This is a genomic window from Litorivivens sp., from assembly GCF_057445395.1.
Genome location: NZ_JBVBUV010000077.1, coordinates 1 through 17,719, shown reverse-complemented (window position 1 = coordinate 17,719; position 17,719 = coordinate 1). Strand labels below are relative to the sequence as shown.

General features: G+C 51.2%; 18 protein-coding genes. 16 read left to right on the top strand and 2 right to left on the bottom strand.

All coding sequences use genetic code 11. From position 1 onward, the window contains the following. Window positions 1–730: DnaA ATPase domain-containing protein (locus AC222A_RS16350; protein ID WP_486775264.1), on the bottom strand; the 730-nt coding region annotated here is incomplete at its 3' end. Between the two features lie 528 nt (window positions 731–1,258). On the opposite strand from AC222A_RS16350, the gene rpmH reads away from it, so the two are divergent. From rpmH to AC222A_RS16285, 13 genes are all read left to right on the top strand, one after another. After that, a complete protein-coding gene (rpmH, locus tag AC222A_RS16345; RefSeq protein ID WP_183411446.1) occupies window positions 1,259–1,393 on the top strand; it encodes a 50S ribosomal protein L34 in 135 nt (44 codons plus the stop codon). Between the two features lie 30 nt (window positions 1,394–1,423). Continuing rightward, complete coding sequence (rnpA, locus tag AC222A_RS16340) at window positions 1,424–1,834, top strand: ribonuclease P protein component (RefSeq protein ID WP_372750399.1); 411 nt, start codon at window positions 1,424–1,426, stop codon at window positions 1,832–1,834. Beyond that, entirely contained in the window at window positions 1,825–2,079 is a 255-nt protein-coding gene (yidD, locus tag AC222A_RS16335; RefSeq protein WP_372750400.1) for a membrane protein insertion efficiency factor YidD, read from the top strand. Before rnpA ends, yidD begins: the two co-directional genes overlap by 10 nt. Then, complete coding sequence (yidC, locus tag AC222A_RS16330; protein WP_372759231.1) at window positions 2,079–3,755, top strand: membrane protein insertase YidC; 1,677 nt, start codon at window positions 2,079–2,081, stop codon at window positions 3,753–3,755. Before yidD ends, yidC begins: the two co-directional genes overlap by 1 nt. Further along, window positions 3,756–5,111 carry a tRNA uridine-5-carboxymethylaminomethyl(34) synthesis GTPase MnmE gene (gene mnmE / locus AC222A_RS16325; RefSeq protein ID WP_372782633.1) on the top strand — a complete coding sequence of 452 codons (1,356 nt, stop codon included), beginning with the start codon at window positions 3,756–3,758 and terminating at the stop codon, window positions 5,109–5,111. It abuts the gene before it with no gap. A gap of 577 nt (window positions 5,112–5,688) precedes the next feature. After that, entirely contained in the window at window positions 5,689–7,581 is a 1,893-nt protein-coding gene (gene mnmG, locus AC222A_RS16320) for a tRNA uridine-5-carboxymethylaminomethyl(34) synthesis enzyme MnmG (RefSeq protein WP_372782635.1), read from the top strand. Continuing rightward, the gene (gene rsmG, locus AC222A_RS16315) at window positions 7,581–8,213 is read left to right on the top strand and encodes a 16S rRNA (guanine(527)-N(7))-methyltransferase RsmG (protein WP_372758830.1); all 633 of its coding nucleotides are present in this window, start codon (window positions 7,581–7,583) and stop codon (window positions 8,211–8,213) included. Before mnmG ends, rsmG begins: the two co-directional genes overlap by 1 nt. Window positions 8,214–8,243: 30 nt before the next feature. Then, a complete protein-coding gene (locus AC222A_RS16310; RefSeq protein ID WP_372749225.1) occupies window positions 8,244–9,059 on the top strand; it encodes a ParA family protein in 816 nt (271 codons plus the stop codon). After that, window positions 9,059–9,955: a ParB/RepB/Spo0J family partition protein gene (locus AC222A_RS16305; protein ID WP_372749226.1), complete on the top strand. Its 897-nt coding sequence runs from the start codon at window positions 9,059–9,061 to the stop codon at window positions 9,953–9,955. The genes AC222A_RS16310 and AC222A_RS16305 overlap by 1 nt, the downstream gene beginning before the upstream one ends. Before the next feature lie 145 nt (window positions 9,956–10,100). After that, on the top strand, window positions 10,101–11,132 hold the full coding sequence (locus AC222A_RS16300) for a cytochrome-c peroxidase (protein WP_486775263.1): 1,032 nt from the start codon (window positions 10,101–10,103) through the stop codon (window positions 11,130–11,132). Between the two features lie 18 nt (window positions 11,133–11,150). After that, window positions 11,151–11,789 (top strand): cupredoxin domain-containing protein, encoded by a 639-nt coding sequence (locus AC222A_RS16295; protein ID WP_486775262.1) that lies wholly within the window; start codon window positions 11,151–11,153, stop codon window positions 11,787–11,789. Continuing rightward, on the top strand, window positions 11,786–12,373 hold the full coding sequence (locus AC222A_RS16290; protein ID WP_486775261.1) for a cytochrome P460 family protein: 588 nt from the start codon (window positions 11,786–11,788) through the stop codon (window positions 12,371–12,373). The genes AC222A_RS16295 and AC222A_RS16290 overlap by 4 nt, the downstream gene beginning before the upstream one ends. A 5-nt stretch (window positions 12,374–12,378) precedes the next feature. Next, window positions 12,379–13,995, top strand: coding sequence for a diguanylate cyclase domain-containing protein (locus tag AC222A_RS16285; RefSeq protein ID WP_372782643.1), 1,617 nt, complete (start codon window positions 12,379–12,381; stop codon window positions 13,993–13,995). A 34-nt stretch (window positions 13,996–14,029) separates the two neighbouring features. Here AC222A_RS16285 and AC222A_RS16280 read toward each other — a convergent pair whose 3' ends face one another. Then, window positions 14,030–15,448: a WS/DGAT/MGAT family O-acyltransferase gene (locus AC222A_RS16280; protein ID WP_486775260.1), complete on the bottom strand. Its 1,419-nt coding sequence runs from the start codon at window positions 15,446–15,448 to the stop codon at window positions 14,030–14,032. 661 nt (window positions 15,449–16,109) lie between these two features. On the opposite strand from AC222A_RS16280, the gene AC222A_RS16275 reads away from it, so the two are divergent. From AC222A_RS16275 to AC222A_RS16265, 3 genes are all read left to right on the top strand, one after another. After that, entirely contained in the window at window positions 16,110–16,523 is a 414-nt protein-coding gene (locus AC222A_RS16275) for an ATP synthase subunit I (RefSeq protein WP_372749786.1), read from the top strand. 78 nt (window positions 16,524–16,601) lie between these two features. After that, window positions 16,602–17,537 carry a F0F1 ATP synthase subunit A gene (gene atpB / locus AC222A_RS16270; protein WP_372749785.1) on the top strand — a complete coding sequence of 312 codons (936 nt, stop codon included), beginning with the start codon at window positions 16,602–16,604 and terminating at the stop codon, window positions 17,535–17,537. A 54-nt stretch (window positions 17,538–17,591) separates the two neighbouring features. Next, the coding region (locus tag AC222A_RS16265) for a FoF1 ATP synthase subunit c (protein ID WP_486775265.1) at window positions 17,592–17,719 on the top strand (128 nt) is incomplete at its 3' end.

Sequence of the window (17,719 nt, the reverse complement as noted above, 5' to 3'; positions counted from 1 at the left end):
CAATTAACAAAGCATCGACACTGCGGTAATAGCGCTTGAATTCGTTAATGGCATTCAGAGAGAGGGCTTTTACCATATCCGCCACAAACCGCTCTGAATGCAGATAAACTATCTTAGCATCCGGCTTCTGCTTGAGCATTGCGTTGCCCACAGCGTGCATCAAATGAGTTTTCCCCAAACCGACGCCACCATAAAGGAACACGGGGTTGTAGGCTTGGCCCGGATTTTCTGCCACCTGCATCGCCGCAGCACGCGCCAGTTGATTCGACTTACCTTCCACAAAGGTATCGAAGGTATGATTTTCGATCAGGGAACTCTGGTGCCGAACGCTGCCTTCTACCTCAACGCGGCGTACCGAAGGCGCTGGTCTGACGACGGGCCTTTCCGGAATAGCGGCCAATTCGGCCTGCACCGGTGCCGGTTCGGGTGCAACGGCCGGACGATCATTATTTTGCAACGACCGCACAGGAGGAACGCGACGCTCTGCACTGCGGCTTCCAATCTCCACCACAACATCAAAAGGCCCAGGCCCTATTTCACCAACCAATTGGGAAATTCTGTCCAGGTAGCGATCAACTACCCAATCCTTGATAAACCGGTTAGGGGCGAATAGCTGCAGCTGGCTGCCATTGGCTACCGCACGCAATGGCCGAATCCAGGTGTTGAACTGCTGGGACGGCAACTCGTTCTCTAAATAACCCAGACATTGTTCCCAAGCGGCTTCCGGCACTCTTACCTCTCCTGCCTTTTTATAGTTGTGTTTGATCATGGCGACACGCGTCGCTGTGGATGCGTAACTGTGAATATCTCTGCGCAAAGCCGAGCTGGCCCCGCCAAAGAGGAGCTATTCTAACCCGTTGTTTCGCACTTTATCCACAGCTGATTGGAAAATTAATTACTCTAAAAACTACTATTTTTGTTTTATTTTTCAATTGAATACAGGTTACAAGGGATAATAACAACTAAACAATTTCCACCCAGGATACAATTGTTAATAAGTATAGTGTAAGGCTGTGGATAACCTGTATGAATCTACTATTGTGAGCACTTACGAACACGCTAACGTTACCGTCGCGCACTAGGTCTATAAATAAAAAATCCATTGCCTTAACTGATCAAATTCACTAGAATTCGCGATCCTGATTTTCGCGCCGCTGTCTGTACTATCTACGACGCCGGTAGACACATGAAATGATCCTTATATAAGGCAGCCCTATATAAGGAAGTAAGAAAGCCAACATCGGCTTGGAGCACTGTCATGAAAAGAACCTTTCAACCCAGCGTACTGAAGCGCAAGCGCACCCACGGCTTCCGCGCCCGTATGGCGACCAAAAACGGCCGTAAAGTTCTCGCCCGTCGTCGCGCCAAAGGTCGCAAGCGTCTCGCAGCCTAATCAGGCGCGCACGCATGGTTTATCAGCACTGTGACGCTTGCAGCATTTGCCAGAACGTCACGGTTGCTGAATGCCAAAGATTTCAAACAGGTCTTTGATACCGCCCGTCTGAAAGTTTCGACACCGGAACTGTTGTTTCTCGCCTGTCCCAATCAAACCCCCCATGCCCGACTCGGTCTTGTCATCGCCAAGAAGCATGTCAAGCTTGCTGTTCAGCGCAATCGCATAAAACGCATTATCCGAGATAGCTTTCGACACCATCAACATGATGTCTCAGGTTTGGATATCGTCGTGCTTGCGCGAAAAGGATTGGGTACACTAGACAACCCGCAAATCCACCGCGATTGCCAGCAATTGTGGGAGCAACTCCAACGTCGAGCCGAAAAACAGCAGCGCAAAGCCGAACGGCAAGCGCGCGAAGGGGCAAGTTCATGCGAATAATTCTGGTCACTGTGATCCGAATCTACCGCTACGCCATCAGCCCACTGATGGCGAGCCACTGCCGTTTCTACCCGAGCTGTTCACAGTATGCTCTGGAAGCCGTTGAAACCCACGGCGCCGCCCACGGTAGCTGGCTGGCTACCAAGCGGCTTTGCCGCTGCCATCCGTTTACCGCCGGGGGTTTTGATCCCGTACCGGGCTCCGACACCGAATCCAAAACATCAACGCAGGCACAACCTTCATAATGGATATACAACGTATTTTGCTGATCGCCGCCATTGCCGCGCTCTCTTTTATGCTGGTGGTGGAATGGGCAAGTTTCCGCCAACAGGAACCCGCCAGTGTCGTCGAGTCTCAGCAGACATTTGAGCAGAGCCCGACCCAAATCCCCGGTACGAACAGCAGCGCTTCAATGGAAGATATTCCTGAGGTGGCTGGGGACACCGAAGAGCCCGAACTGCAAGCCGGACACGATAGCAGCAGCATCAATGTATCTACCGACGTGCTGAACCTCAGTATTGATCTAAGTGGCGGCGATGTAGTCTACGCGGCACTACCCAAACACTACGCCAAAATCGACACCCCGAACCAACCTTTTGTCCTACTCGAACAAAACCGCCAGCGTGAATATATAGCGCAAAGTGGCCTAATTGGAAAAAACGGTACCGATACCCGCGACGGACGCCCGCTGTTTGTGACTGAACAGGAAAACTACAGTCTCGCGAAAGGCCAAGATAAGCTTACGGTGACCCTTGCCTACGGCTACAGCCGCGATATCACCATTAAAAAGCACTATCACTTTACTCGCGGCTCCTATGTTGTGGAGCTCGACTACGAAATTGAAAACCGCAGCGCCGAACCTTGGCAAGGCGTGCTCTTTACCCAACTCAAGCGTGATAGCAGCGAAGATCCCTCTACCCAGAACAACGGCATGATGGGCATGCAGCCCTTCCTTGGTGTTGCCTACCGCACCACAGAGGAACGGTTTGAAAAACTGCCCTTCGACGACATGCGTGAAAAGCCACTCAAGCTTGAAATGCAGGGTGGCTGGGTCGCCATGATCCAGCACTACTTTCTCAGCGCCTGGATTCCACCGGCAGATCAACAGAACTATTTCTCAACCTCTGTGACCCGCAGTGGCGACAATATCGCACGCTACACGTCTGCTCCCCAGATTGTAGAACCCAATACCAGTGGTCACCTGAAAGCACAGCTCTATGTCGGACCGAAGGATCAATACGCACTGGAAAAGATCTCAGAAGGCCTCGAGCTCAGTGTCGACTACGGTTGGTTGTGGTGGATTGCACAGCCGCTGTTCTGGGTGTTGACCCAGATCTACAAACTGCTGGGTAACTGGGGTCTGGCCATTATCGGCGTCACCCTGGCCGTCAAAATTCTGTTCTTCCAGCTCAACGCCACAGCATTCCGCTCGATGGCCAATATGCGTCGGGTACAACCCAAGCTGCTGGAAATTCGCGAACGCCATGCCGACGACAGACAGAAGCAGTCTCAGGCAATGATGGAGCTATACAAAAAGGAAAAAATCAATCCGCTGGGCGGATGTCTGCCGATTCTTGTACAAATGCCGGTATTTATCGCCTTGTACTGGGTGCTGATGGAAAGTGTCGAATTACGACATGCGCCATTCTTTGGCTGGATCAATGACCTGTCGGCAATGGACCCCTACTTTATTCTGCCGATCATCATGGGTGCTTCTATGTTCGTGCAGCAGAAGCTGAACCCACCGCCACCGGATCCGATGCAAGCCAAGGTTATGCAATGGTTGCCTGTCATCTTTACCTTCTTCTTCCTGTTCTTCCCGGCGGGGCTGGTACTGTATTGGGTAGTCAATAACCTGCTGTCTATTGCTCAGCAATACATCATTACCCGCAACATCGAAAAAGGTCAGGCAAAAGCCTAAATGACACAACGTACCGACACCATCGCCGCCGTCGCCACCCCGGCCGGGCGCGGTGGTGTCGGTGTTATTCGTATTTCCGGGCCAGATTGCCAAACCATTGCTGCAAGTCTGCTTGACAACAAACCACTCAAACCGCGGTACGCCCACTTTTCCCAGTTTTACAAAAAATCTAACAACCAAATAGAGGCGCTAGATAGCGGATTGGCGCTCTATTTTCCGGGCCCAAATTCCTTCACTGGCGAAGATGTCCTCGAGTTACAAGGGCACGGTGGCCCGGTGATTCTCAACCTGTTGCTGCGCGAAGTTTTTCGACTTGGCGCCAGACAGGCAAGACCGGGCGAATTTTCGGAGCGCGCGTTTCTAAACAACAAAATTGATCTGGCACAGGCTGAGGCCATCGCCGACCTGATAGACAGCGCCTCAGAACAAGCCGCCAAAAATGCAGTGCGATCTCTGGAAGGCGAATTCAGTCGCCGCGTCAATCAGTTAGTCGAAGACCTTATTCACCTGCGGATGTACGTCGAAGCCGCCATCGATTTTCCGGAAGAAGAAGTCGACTTTCTCAGCGACAGCACCATTCAAGATGGTCTGCAGGCGTTGGCAAAAAACCTCTCGGACCTGCTCGCCAGTGCCCGACAGGGCGCTTTACTGCGCGAAGGTATGACCGTAGCCATAGCCGGAAAGCCGAACGCCGGAAAATCGAGTTTGCTGAACGCACTGGCTGGGCGCGAGTCAGCTATCGTGACCGACGTGGCAGGGACTACCCGCGATCTCCTGCGCGAAACGATTTTGATTGATGGTATGCCACTGCACGTGGTCGATACCGCGGGTCTTCGCGATAGCGATGACAGGGTAGAACAAGAAGGAATACGGCGTGCCTGGCAGGTTATAGCCGATGCCGACAGGATTCTGCTGGTCGTTGATTCCACCGACAGCCACAGCGCCGATGATCTGATTGAACAATTCGCCGAGCACCATCAGAAACTCACTATCGTCTACAACAAGGCCGATCTATCAGGGCTGGCGGTAGGTCTTAGCGACGATGCTCACGCCCTGAATATCTCCGCTAAAGGTCTGCAGGGTATCGACCTATTAAGAGAACACCTCAAAGCCTGTATGGGTTATCACGGCGGCTACGACAGCCAGTTTACCGCGCGTCAACGCCATATCGATGCCCTGTTAGACGCTCAGTCACATCTGAGCCAGGGTAGTGAGCAGCTACAGACCTATCAGGCCGGTGAGCTGTTAGCCGAGGAACTGCGCCTTAGCCAGAACGCCTTGAGTACCATTACCGGCGAATTTACCCCTGACGACCTACTCGGCAAGATCTTCTCCAGCTTCTGTATTGGCAAGTAAATTTCAGCTTTCCAGCGACCTTTCTGTTACCAGCGCTATCCAGTGTAAGGCGACATCACGCTACACCGGCACCGTTTGATACCCCCGTCTATCTGACAGATCTGATCTTCCGCACCCTAAATCTCTTATCTCAGCTGAACACTGAGAGAAAAAACGCCAAAAAACGGATTTTTTTCAATTATTTTGCTGTGAATTGCCGGCGCAAATCCGGGGGACACGCTGTGAATAAGTTGGGGGATAAGTTGAGAGGCTGTGTACGAAAGTTCAGTACTAATACTTGTCCCCAATCCCTGCAACGGCCGCTACCAGCTAGCCAACACCTTTGAGACCCGCTTATACGCCCACTTGTAAAATGGTTTTTTGTAAATACTTTCAATAGCTTACATAGTTTATCCACATAAACCTCTGTGCTAATAGTAACTACAACAATAAAATTCCTTACTTTCTCTCCATATTAAGTAAATATATTTAATAACTTTTTTAAGAACACGCACTGACTAAATTTTCGCCAGCTTATTGCAGTGCGAAATCCGGCCCGTATAATCACACTCCCTTTCACTCATCAGCAGGTTTTGCCGTGGATTATCCCGAGCAATTTGACGTCATCGTCATCGGCGGCGGCCACGCTGGCACCGAAGCGTGCCTGGCGGCGGCACGAATGGGCGCCAAAACCCTGCTGCTGACGCATAACATCGAAACCCTGGGGCAGATGTCCTGCAATCCTGCCATTGGCGGCATCGGCAAAAGCCACTTGGTCAAGGAAATTGACGCATTGGGTGGCGCAATGGCCCTGGCCACTGATCGCGGCGGTATCCAGTTTCGGGTGCTCAATGCCCGCAAGGGCCCAGCTGTCCGGGCTACGAGGGCCCAAGCTGACCGCGTGCTGTACAAGGCCGCCATACGCGAGATTCTCGAAAATCAACAAAACCTGTCGATTTTTCAGCAAGCGGTCGATGATTTGATAGTCGAGGGAGAGCGGGTTACCGGTGCAGTGACCAACACCGGGATCCGATTTAGGGCGCGCACCGTGGTTCTGACCACAGGGACGTTTCTTGGCGGTAAAATACATATTGGGCTGGATAATCACAGCGGTGGTCGCGCTGGAGACCCACCGTCCATAGCGCTAGCCAGCCGACTGCGTGAGCTGCCATTGCGAGTAGATCGCCTGAAAACCGGTACCCCACCGCGGATAGATGCCAAATCGGTAAACTTTGAAGGGCTTCAGGAACAGTGGGGCGATCAGCCTGAGCCGGTAATGTCTTATCTGGGCAGTACTGACCTGCATCCGACGCAAACCTGCTGCTGGATTACTCATACCAACGAGCAAACCCACGCCATTATCCAGGGTGGGCTCGATCGCTCCCCCATGTATACCGGTGTGATTGAAGGTATTGGGCCGCGCTATTGCCCCTCAATTGAAGACAAAGTGCACCGTTTTGCGGATAAAAACAGCCACCAGATATTTATTGAGCCTGAAGGCCTCAATACCCATGAGCTCTACCCCAATGGGATTTCCACCAGCTTGCCGTTTGACGTGCAGATGAATCTGGTGCGCTCGATTAAGGGTTTTGAAAACGCCCATATCACGCGGCCTGGCTATGCCATCGAATACGACTTTTTTGACCCACGGGATCTGAAAACCTCGCTTGAAACCAAGGTTATAGAAAACCTGTTTTTCGCCGGTCAGATCAACGGCACCACCGGCTACGAAGAGGCCGGAGCCCAAGGGCTGTTGGCAGGTTTGAACGCTGCACTAAAAGCCTTTGATAAAGAGGCTTGGTGCCCAAAACGCGACGAAGCCTATATTGGCGTGCTGGTCGATGACCTGATTACCATGGGTACACTCGAGCCTTACCGCATGTTCACTTCACGCGCGGAATACCGTCTGCTGCTGCGTGAAGACAACGCCGATGCTCGCCTGACCGAGAAGGGACGAGAGCTCGGCTTGGTGGACGACACGCGCTGGCAGGCTTTTTGTGAAAAACGCGAAAGCGTGGAACGCGAGCGCCAGCGTATGGCCAGTACTTGGATTCAGCCCAATACCCCGCAAGCCGAGGTACTCAACAGCAAGATACCCACGCCGATCAGTCGAGAGCATAATCTGCTGGATCTTCTGAAGCGTCCTGAGCTTAATTACTTTGATGTTGCCGGTCTTAAGGGCGAAGCGAGTACTAACGTACAGGTGGCCGAGCAAGTTGAAATCGGGGTCAAATACGCCGGCTATATTGACCGTCAAACCGAAGAAATTGAGCGTCTTCGCCGCTTTGAACACACCAACCTGCCACTCGATTTCGACTATCAGAGCGTGGAAGGACTGTCCAACGAGATCAAGCAGAAGCTGACCGCGACGCGGCCACAAACACTGGCCCAGGCCTCGCGTATTCCGGGGGTAACGCCGGCAGCGGTTTCTCTGCTCCTTATCTATCTGAAAAAACGGGGTCTGCTCGAGCGCGGCAGCAAAACAGCCTGATGGCTGAACGAGAGCAACTGCAGCGGGGTCTAGCTGGACTGTCGCTAACACTGAGCGAGCAACAGCAAGACCAGCTGTTGCACTATCTGGCGTTGTTGATTAAATGGAATAGAGCCTACAACCTGACGGCCATTCGCGATCCTCAGGAAATGGTCAGCAAGCATTTGCTGGATTCCCTAAGTGTTGCTCCATTTATTCGTGGTGAACGTCTGCTGGACGTGGGCACCGGTGCCGGTTTGCCGGGAATCCCACTGGCCATCGTCTACCCGGAAAAGGAATTCGAGCTGCTGGACGCAAACAGCAAAAAAACCCGGTTTCTGACGCATGTCGTAGCTGAGTTAGTACTTACAAACGTTAAAGTTCACCACTGCCGCATAGAAGCAGGTAAACTGGGCGCGCATTATCAGGGTATTTTGTCTCGGGCTTTTGCGTCATTGGCGGATATGACGGCAGCTTGCGGTCCGCTGTTGGCAGAAGGCGGCGAGCTACTGGCCATGAAAGGTCAATACCCCGAGGAAGAGTTGAGTCAGTTACCAAAACCCTATATCGTCAAGGGTTCTCACGCGCTGGTGGTGCCGGGGCTCACCGGTGAGCGTCATCTCATAAGAATTGGGCCCGATCACACGCCCTGAACAACATTACAGGCCCTGGACTGGGACAGCATGGCAAAGATATTTGCAATCACCAATCAGAAAGGCGGTGTCGGTAAGACAACCACCAGCGTCAATCTTGCCGCCTCCTTGGTGAAAACCCGGCGTCGGGTGCTGCTTATCGACCTCGATCCCCAAGGCAATGCCACGATGGGCAGTGGTGTCGATAAGAATTCGCTGGATGGCAGTGTGTACGATGTATTGATTGGCGACAGCAGTGCTGCCGACGCCATTCAATCCGGCCTGGCCGCAGGCTACGATCTGCTGGGCGCCAACCAGGATTTGACCGCGGCAGAAGTAGAGCTGATTAATGAAATTGGCCGCGAATTTCGCTTGCGGGAAGGCTTGGCCCCAGTTCTGGAAGATTACGACTTTATTCTGGTGGATTGCCCGCCGTCACTAAACATGCTGACGGTCAATGCGCTGGCAGCCTCGCATGGCGTTATTATTCCCATGCAATGCGAATACTATGCTCTGGAAGGCCTTAGCGCGCTGGTTAACACTGTAAACCGCGTGAAACAGCTGATTAACCCTGAGTTGGAAATAGAAGGCTTGCTGCGCACCATGTACGATCCGCGTAACAGCCTCACCAATGATGTCTCCGCGCAGCTTTACAACCACTTTGGCGACAAGGTTTACCGCACCGTGATTCCGCGCAATGTGCGTCTCGCCGAGGCTCCCAGTCACGGCATGCCGGTGATTGACTACGATAAAGACTCCAAGGGAGCGATGGCCTATATCGCACTGGCCGGTGAAATGCTCCGACGCGCAGATAAACCACAGGCCCGGGAAAAACCCGACCTGCAATTGATTCGGTCTGAAGGATAATGGCAAAAAAACGAGGACTGGGGCGCGGACTTGACGCCCTGTTGAGCAGTCAAGCAGCTGCCACGACCATCGAACACAATGAAAGCCCCGCTCCCCTTGGCGCCCGCGATGGCGATCTCCGCGATTTAGCCGTCGACAAGATTCAGCGCGGAAAATACCAGCCGCGTCGGGATATGCAGCCAGAAGCTCTGGAAGAATTGGCGGAGTCCATTAAGTCGCAGGGTGTTATGCAACCCATTGTGGTGCGACCACTGGCCGACGAACGCTACGAAATCATTGCCGGTGAACGCCGCTGGCGCGCTACTCAACTGGCGGGTCTGGACACGATTCCGGCGCTGATCCGGGATGTCCCCGACGAAGCCGCCGTTGCAATGGCGTTGATTGAAAATATTCAACGCGAAGACCTCAATCCCATGGAAGAGGCGCTCGCACTGCAGCGCTTGCAGCGCGAATTCGAGCTTACCCATGCCCAGGTAGCTCAGGCGGTGGGCAAATCGCGTACTACCATTACCAATTTATTGCGCTTGACCAATCTGCGTGACGAAGTTCAGCGCATGCTCGAACACGGTGATCTGGAAATGGGCCACGCGCGCGCCCTGTTGTCACTGCCAGAAGAAAATCAGGCGTCGGCGGCTTCCCAGATTGTGGCCCGAGGCCTCTCGGTGCGGCAGACAGAAGCCTTGGTGCGTCGATTGGTGGAAGAGGCCAAATCACCCGATCCGAAGACACCGGCAAAAACCCTGGATCCGGATATTCGAAAACTGCAGGATGAACTGGCAAAACACCTGGGCTCTGCCGTTGCGGTTCAGCACAATGCCAAAGGTGCAGGGAAGTTGGTGATTAAATACAGTAACCTCGACCAGCTAGACAGTATCATTAAAAAAATTACCCCCTGATAAGCCCTCATCATATTACGGGTAAGCCGCAATGGTTTGCCCGCCAACATTCTTCCTATACTCGACGTTCTTAAATAACACCGCGGGAGCGTGTCTGCCCATTAATCCGGTTGGATAAGAACAGGATAGTGGGATAAGGGGGAAAATGGATCTAAAGCAGGGGATAAAAAGCCTCGGTTGTTACAGTGTGTGGGTCCGCCTTATTGCGGTCGCTGCGCTGTGCGTCGGTTTTTCGTCGCCGCTTAATGCGAACCCGTTGGCCACGCCAGATCGGGATTGGATCGAGTACCCGGACGACGAAGCGCCGAGTCAGCGCGAAACCGATCTCGGAAAGGTGTTGTTTTTCGACAATCGCTTATCCATTGACCGCAAACGTTCCTGTGCCAGCTGCCATAACCCAGATCTGGGATTTGGCGACGGTCTTGCACTTAGTGCAGACATTCAAGGTAAACCACTGCAACGTCATACTCCCCACCTCTACAACCTGGCGTGGGCGAGCACGTTTTTTTGGGATGGGCGGGCTGATTCACTTGAGCAGCAGGCGCTGATGCCGATCCAATCCGAAGATGAAATGAACCTGTCGATAGAAGATTTGGTTGTCCGTCTTAACAGCGTGAGCGCGTATCGCGAAAAGTTTGCAGCCGTTTACGGTAACGGTGCGATTAGTGAAGATATGATTGCGCGCGCATTGGCGGCTTTCATGCGCTCCCTTGTGAGCGACAACTCGGCGTTTGATCGTTTCCTTCGAGGTGAAAGCAATGCCTTGGGTCCAGAGGCAAAGCGGGGTCTTGAACTATTTCAAGGTAAAGCTGAATGCAGTAAATGTCACGATGGCGCTAACTTTACCGATGACAGCTTTCACAATATTGGTTTACCCGGTAATGATCTTGGGCGGGCTGTAGTTGTCAGTGACAATAGCCTTCGCGGTGCTTTTAAAACACCTAGCCTGCGAAACATAACCTTAACAGCCCCCTATATGCACGACGGAAGCTTTGCCAGTTTGGAGAGTGTCATCGTCTTCTATAACGAGGGCGGCGGCAACGATAGTCTAAAAAGCGAATTGATTAAGCCGCTTAACCTGTCAAATCAGGAAATTTCAGATCTCCTGGCTTTTCTGGGCACGTTAGAAAGCCGGGTAGATATTACTCGCCCGAGCATACCCGACGTCAATCGCTAAATACTTGAAGGGATCAACATGAAAATGAAATGGAATAACACGCAGGCTTTGGTCGCCGTCATCTGCTTATCTATAAGTAGTCTGGCTAATGCTAAGGACTACAGCGTAAGTTTTAAATTTGACAAACGCCCACCCAAGGTTGCTCTTATTTATATTCCTGCTGAGACCGGTGATAAAACAAATGCGGAAGTTGACCAAGTAAACAAGCAGTTCACCACGAAAATGGTTGTGGCTTCTCCGGGTAGCGCTGTTAGTTTTAAAAATTCAGACACGGTAGATCACAATATTTTTGCAAGCGATGCGAGCGTTGGTGCGCAGTTTGATGTCGGACTGATGGCTCCGGGTGGTGAACGTGATGTTGATATAGACTGGTCTGAAGATTCAATCGTACGTGTAGGCTGTAAAATTCATCCGAAAATGCGCACTTATATTGCAGCGGTTAAATCGCGTTACGAGAAAGTTGTTGAATTTTCGCCTGCTGAAAAAGAGTTTTCCGTAACGTTGGGAAACCTACCCGCGGATGCCAATAAAATAGTCATCAGAATTCCAAAATATGACACGATTGAAATCGATATTTCGGCGGCAACCAATAACACTCTGCATCCGGTAACTAAGCGTGGCAAAGATCGCGGCGGCGTCACGCTGGTGGAATCATGAGTTTAAAAAGTCGTCTAATAGTTCTTACGGTTCTGATGACCAACGCCATGCTATTGGTGGCGGACGATGTCTCACCTTACCAAGTTAAGATGTTCAATGCGCCACAAGGTGAAGAGTTCGCGTTTGACAACTATCGAATGAACTGGACCCGCATGACAGGTTTTGAGTTTTCAGGGCTGCATTGGAATCAGTTTATTACGGTTTACGTTCGTGGTGGTGAATCGGTCTATCAAAATAACTACATTCAATACATTACTTGGTACGAAGATCCCGATGAGTTCGAAGAGCCACCTAAATACCAGAAATATCCGATAAACACGGTGGTGTTAAAAGAAAACTTTCAGGCGAAAGATGGCAAGCCCCACGCGCCTCTAACAGTAACCGCCATGATCAAGCGGAATAGCAATTTCGATCCTGAAAATGGCAATTGGGAATATCTTCAATTTGATCCGAAAGGAAAGATAATACTTCGGGGTAAAGCCAGTGACCCAACTATTCAGACGCAGTGCGCGCACTGTCACAGTCATATTGCCGATCGGGATTACATTTTTTCCCAGATCTTCAGCGCAACTGATCGGGAGTAAATACGATGGAAAATGAGACCAACGTGACCGCGGTAAAAAACAAACTTTGGTTTGCTGTTGCTGCCGTGGCGTTAATTCTTATATCCATCGCGTTGGTATCGATTATCAGTTTTTCCAACACACAGCAAAAACTGGCGAAGGTCACGCAGCAGTATCAACCAAAAATGCTCAGTGCCATGCAACTGACAACGCACTTCTACCATAGTTTGAGCGTGTTGGGTAACTACATGGTAGAGCAGGATGAATACAACATTGTGCTCTATAGCGATAAGGTCAATGACATAGATTCCACGCTCGATGAGCTGATAGAGCTGACAGAAAAGAACAATGAACCACAAGATGCGACACAACTGGAACTTATTCGTACGCTTGTGAATGAAATTAAGAGCTACAACCGGGATATGCTTAAACTCGCCGCCGACGTTAAACGTAATATGCCTGCCGTCGGTATCGCGGCTGATTGGATGGAGCCCCAGGGCGTGGAGATGACTCACCTGCTGAGTGACATAAAAGCGGAAGCGAAAATATCATCGCAGTACGAGTTTGCACGCAGTTTGGATAATCTGCTTTACAACTGGGCGATGGTAATCAGCCAGGTCCGTAGTTATCTCGCTTTTCGAAACGATGCAGCGGTAGACGATATCTATCTTTACTTAGAAGGTGTAAAACAGCACCGCAACGAAGTCGGTGCGTATCTGAAAACGCACCAGCCAGAACTTTTGGAACTGGTGGAAGAATTTAATGATGGGCTCACTAACTATGAATCCTATCTCACGCAAGTGATCGATGTTCATGGCAGCAGCCAGTGGCGCGCCGACAGTTCACTTATGCGCGAGCAGATTACACCAACCTTGCGGAAACTGACGCTGGAACTTGATGAACTGGTTACCACCCAGAAGCTGCGTATTGATAAAAGTAATCAGGAACTATCAGCCCAAATAGCTACTGCCGAAAAAACCATACGAATCTCAATGATCGTTGCACTTATTGTTACGCTGGTAGTGTTTTTGCTGATTATCCGCACTAGAGGATTGATGTCTCTGGTCAAACTACAACAGCTGCAAAAGGCAAAAATTCAGCACGCCGCGCAACACGATAGTCTTACCGGTATTCCTAATCGAGCCTATTTTAATGAAAGACTTCTGGAAATCGTTGCCAGCCGACGTGGCGTCAGACGATTCTCTCTGCTTTTTATTGATCTCGATGGGTTCAAGAAAATCAATGATACCGTGGGCCATGATGCCGGTGATTTCATCTTGGTTGAAACGGCGAAGCGTCTAGAAAAAATTGTGCGTAAAAGCGACATGGTGGCGCGCGTGGGCGGCGATGAATTTATTCTGGTACTAGATGATGTCGAGTCCAATGAGCGCGCCGAGCTAGTTGCCGGGAAGGTGTGCGCCTCCCTTAAAGAGATCTTCAATTACAAAGGCGAGGAATTACAAATTGGATGCAGTATCGGGGTACTGGTCATGGATTCTATGGAAATTTCCACGCCAGTAATTGACGAAGAAAACCTTATAACTAGCATCGTCAAGCGAGCCGATGAAGCGATGTATCAGGCTAAGCGCAGTGGTAAAAACAGATATTGCGTGTACAAAGGCCCACAATTGCGTATAGCCTGACCACCCAAGGGCCAGGCTATACAAAACGCAACGTCTAACTCAGCGTTGCCTTCTTCAACTCCTCAAAAGACTCCTTGATGCACTGCGCGTAAAACGCCGGGTCCGGCATCTGCTCGCGACAGGCATTGAAGGATATTGAGATAGAGCCCTTTTTGTTCTGGACGCTGCTGTATACCACATGGAACAGGCCTACGCCTGGCAGCAGCGGCCCTAGGCTCAAACCATCTACCAGTTCCGCTCCACAGAAATAAAGCTGTACGGGAGGTCCTGGAACGTTGGTGACAATCGTATTGAATATTACGGCGCGCTCCGTTAGGCCGGTACTCACTGCTGCACGCATGGCTAGCGCCATCATCCCACCTGGCAGCACGTCGGTAACATCCATGGCGATCCTTGGGCCCATAGCCTCGGCATAGGATTTACTTTGCTTTGATTCTGCACTAATGGCTTCCAAGCGTGCTTTTGGATCAAGAATATCCGAACACAGTGACACGGTCATAAAGCCCACCATGTTGCCGCCAGCGCTGCGCTCTTCGTCGCTGCGAACGTCTATGGGGCAACCGGTTACGAGTGTCTTTTCTGGCATCTCCTGTTTTGCTTCCAGATATTTGCGCATGGCGCCAGACACAATTGTCAGCATGGCGTCATTGATCGTTGCGCCGGGTACTGTGTTTTTGATGGAGCGAACATCTTCGAATGAAAATTTAACGGAGTCGACCACCCGGTAATTGGAAATTCGTCCCTGAAACCGCGTTTTCTGCTTGTCGTCGAGAGAGCGGAAATTGCCTTTCTTGCGACCCTGTCGAATACGCCGATAAGCGGGTAGCGCATTGGCAGCCAGTTTTAGAAATCGTCGAGGCCGCTTTAAGTTATTCACATAAGCCTTGGTCAGCAGCTGCCAGTCTGATGTCTTTTCCACAATTCGCGGTGGAATGTCGCCGGGTTGTTGAACCTCGGGGCTCAGGTCATGCATGATCGGGAACATCATCGCACCGGTAGCACCATCCATGGCGGCGTGGTGTGCCTTTAATAGCATGGCAAAACAGTTTTTCGGCAAGCCTTCTATATTGTCTAGCCCCTCGATGATGTACATCTCCCACAGGGGTTTGTTCATATCGAGCGGTCGGGCGTGAATACGTGATACCAGAATACAGAGCTGGCGCCAGTCACCGGGCGCTGGCAGAGAAATATGGCGCACGTGGTATTCCATATCGAAGTGCTCGTCCTCTACCCAGTACGGTCGATCGAGCTTCATCGGCACATGGGCCAGCTTGCGGGTAAAAATCGGTGACAGATGAACCCGGCTCTCCAGCATGGAAAGAATCTGTTTAAATCTGACGATACCGCCTTCTGCGGTGGATTGATCGTAAATACTCAAACCACCGATGTGCTGCGGGAGACCCTTCATCTCCGCGCTTAGAAACATCACATCCTGACCGCTAAGTTGCTCCATGCTGACCCCTCAATGTCATAGTTTGTTCTTACATTACTGACTTGTTGTGACAACCACCAGTTGTGCTCGGCGTAAAAACACGATTTTAGGATCTAGCGTATAAGGGGTTGTTCGATTCCTAACCAATTTGTGCGGTAGAGCGTCTGCGATGGGCAAATCGATTTCCGTTCCGACTCTGCCAGACACCGATCATGCTGATCGATATTTAGCGTTGAACAGCCTCTGGCTAAAAATGTATGGGCGAACCGGGTAGGAAGTGGCGATTGGCCAACAGTGGTTCGTGCGCGGAGCATTAGGGCAAGATCTGAAAACAGTGCTACAGTGCTCGCCCTTATTTGCGGGTGCTGCGAGCGTGAAGCAAGGGGCGGCGAATTAGCATCGCATAAATTCGGTGAAATTAAATCAACAGTACTGTTTAGTTGTATACCGCATCTTGTGGTTTTCAGGCCATCAGCCACACTATGTAGTGGAAGTTGATATAACGTATTGATTTAATATCTATTTTTTGTGGCGGGTTAACAAGGGGGTGGGACAATTTGTCCACCCTGCACCGCTAAGATCGGTTGATAGTTAACCACTCACGCCCTATAATTCGCCCCGCTTTTTGCGCGAGTGGAAATATCACAGGCGCGCAGATTTCAGGCAGGCATTTGGGGGAACTATGGCACGGCAGGGGGGAAACCCACCGCAGGCTGCGGCCATATCGCGTCCTCCACTGGTTAAGATCTACGGTTTGCAGGCCGGTTTGCTGGTGTTGGCTGCAGCCGGGGTAATGCTGGTGGATGTGGCAAGCGCCAAAGCCTTGTTGATAGGCGGATTGATCTCCGTTTTGCCCAACGCCTATTTTGCCCGTATGGCGTTTCGCCACCGGGGATCGCGCGCAGCCAGCGAAGTTTCCAGCGCTTTCAAGCGCGGCGAAGCTGGAAAATTTGTACTGACAGTATCGCTATTTGCGATTGTGTTCAGTACGGTGCCAGACCTGAGGGTTGAAGCACTGTTTGCCGGTTTTATTGGCATGATGCTGGTAAATCTGTTTTTTGCCTGGAAGGTCAGCAATTTCCGTTCAGGTCGATAGTAAACCGATAGGGTTACTTGCAAAGCCGCCGTGACAAGCATCGGCTTTCCAAGACACCTTTTGAATTGAGAGCGAGAGATGGCAGGGGAAACCTTAACCGCTACCAGTTACATCCAGCACCATTTGACCAATCTGACCTATGGCAAATTGCCAGAGGGCTATGAGCGTCATAACTCGGATGGTTCCGTGGAAGTGCTGACCCAGGATACCTGGACACTGGCCCATACGTCACAGGAAGCCAGCGACATGGGCTTCATGGCGATTCACGTAGACTCACTGTTCTGGTCGGTGTTTCTCGGCGGGCTGTTCTGTTTTATCTTCGCCCGTGTGGCCAAGCGTGTGCACTCCGGCGTACCACGTGGAATGCAGAACTTTATCGAAATGGCCGTTGATTTTATCGACAAAACGGTTAAAGACAGCTTCAACCACAAAAATGCCATGATCGCGCCGATGGCGTTGACCATTTTTGTGTGGATTCTGTTGATGAACACAATGGATTTGGTGCCAGTCGACTGGCTGCCACATCTGGCGGCGGTTATTAGCGGCGATCCCCATTTCTTCTTTAAAGTGGTCCCGACGACCGACCCGAATGTCACGTTGGGTATGGCCTTTACCGTGTTTGGTTTGATGATTTATTTCACCATCGCGAAAAAAGGCTTTATGGGCTTCGTCAAAGAACTGACGCTGCACCCTTTTCATGCTGAAAAGTGGTACATCAACGTCTTTCTGATCCCGATCAACTTTGCGCTGGAGTCTATTTCCTGGATATCCAAGCCAATCTCTCTCGGTTTACGTCTGTTCGGAAACCTGTATGCCGGTGAGATGATCTTTATCCTGATTGCAACCATGTTCAGCGCCGGTCTGGTACTGGGTCTGTTCGCGGGTGTTCTGCAGTGGGCGTGGGCCGTGTTCCACATTCTGGTTATTGTGTTGCAGGCTTTCGTCTTTATGGTGCTGACCATCGTCTACATGGCAATGGCGCATCAGGTAGAAGATGAAGACCAGTTTCATTAATTCACTTTTCGTTTAACTTTTGCTTTAAAACTTTTACAACTTAGGAGAAATACCATGGGCTTGGCTTTGATTGCTGTTTCTTTGATGATCGGTTTTGGTGCTCTGGGTACCGCCATCGGTTTCGCTCTGCTGGGCGGTAAACTGCTGGAAGGTTCTGCGCGTCAGCCTGAACTGGCTCCCAT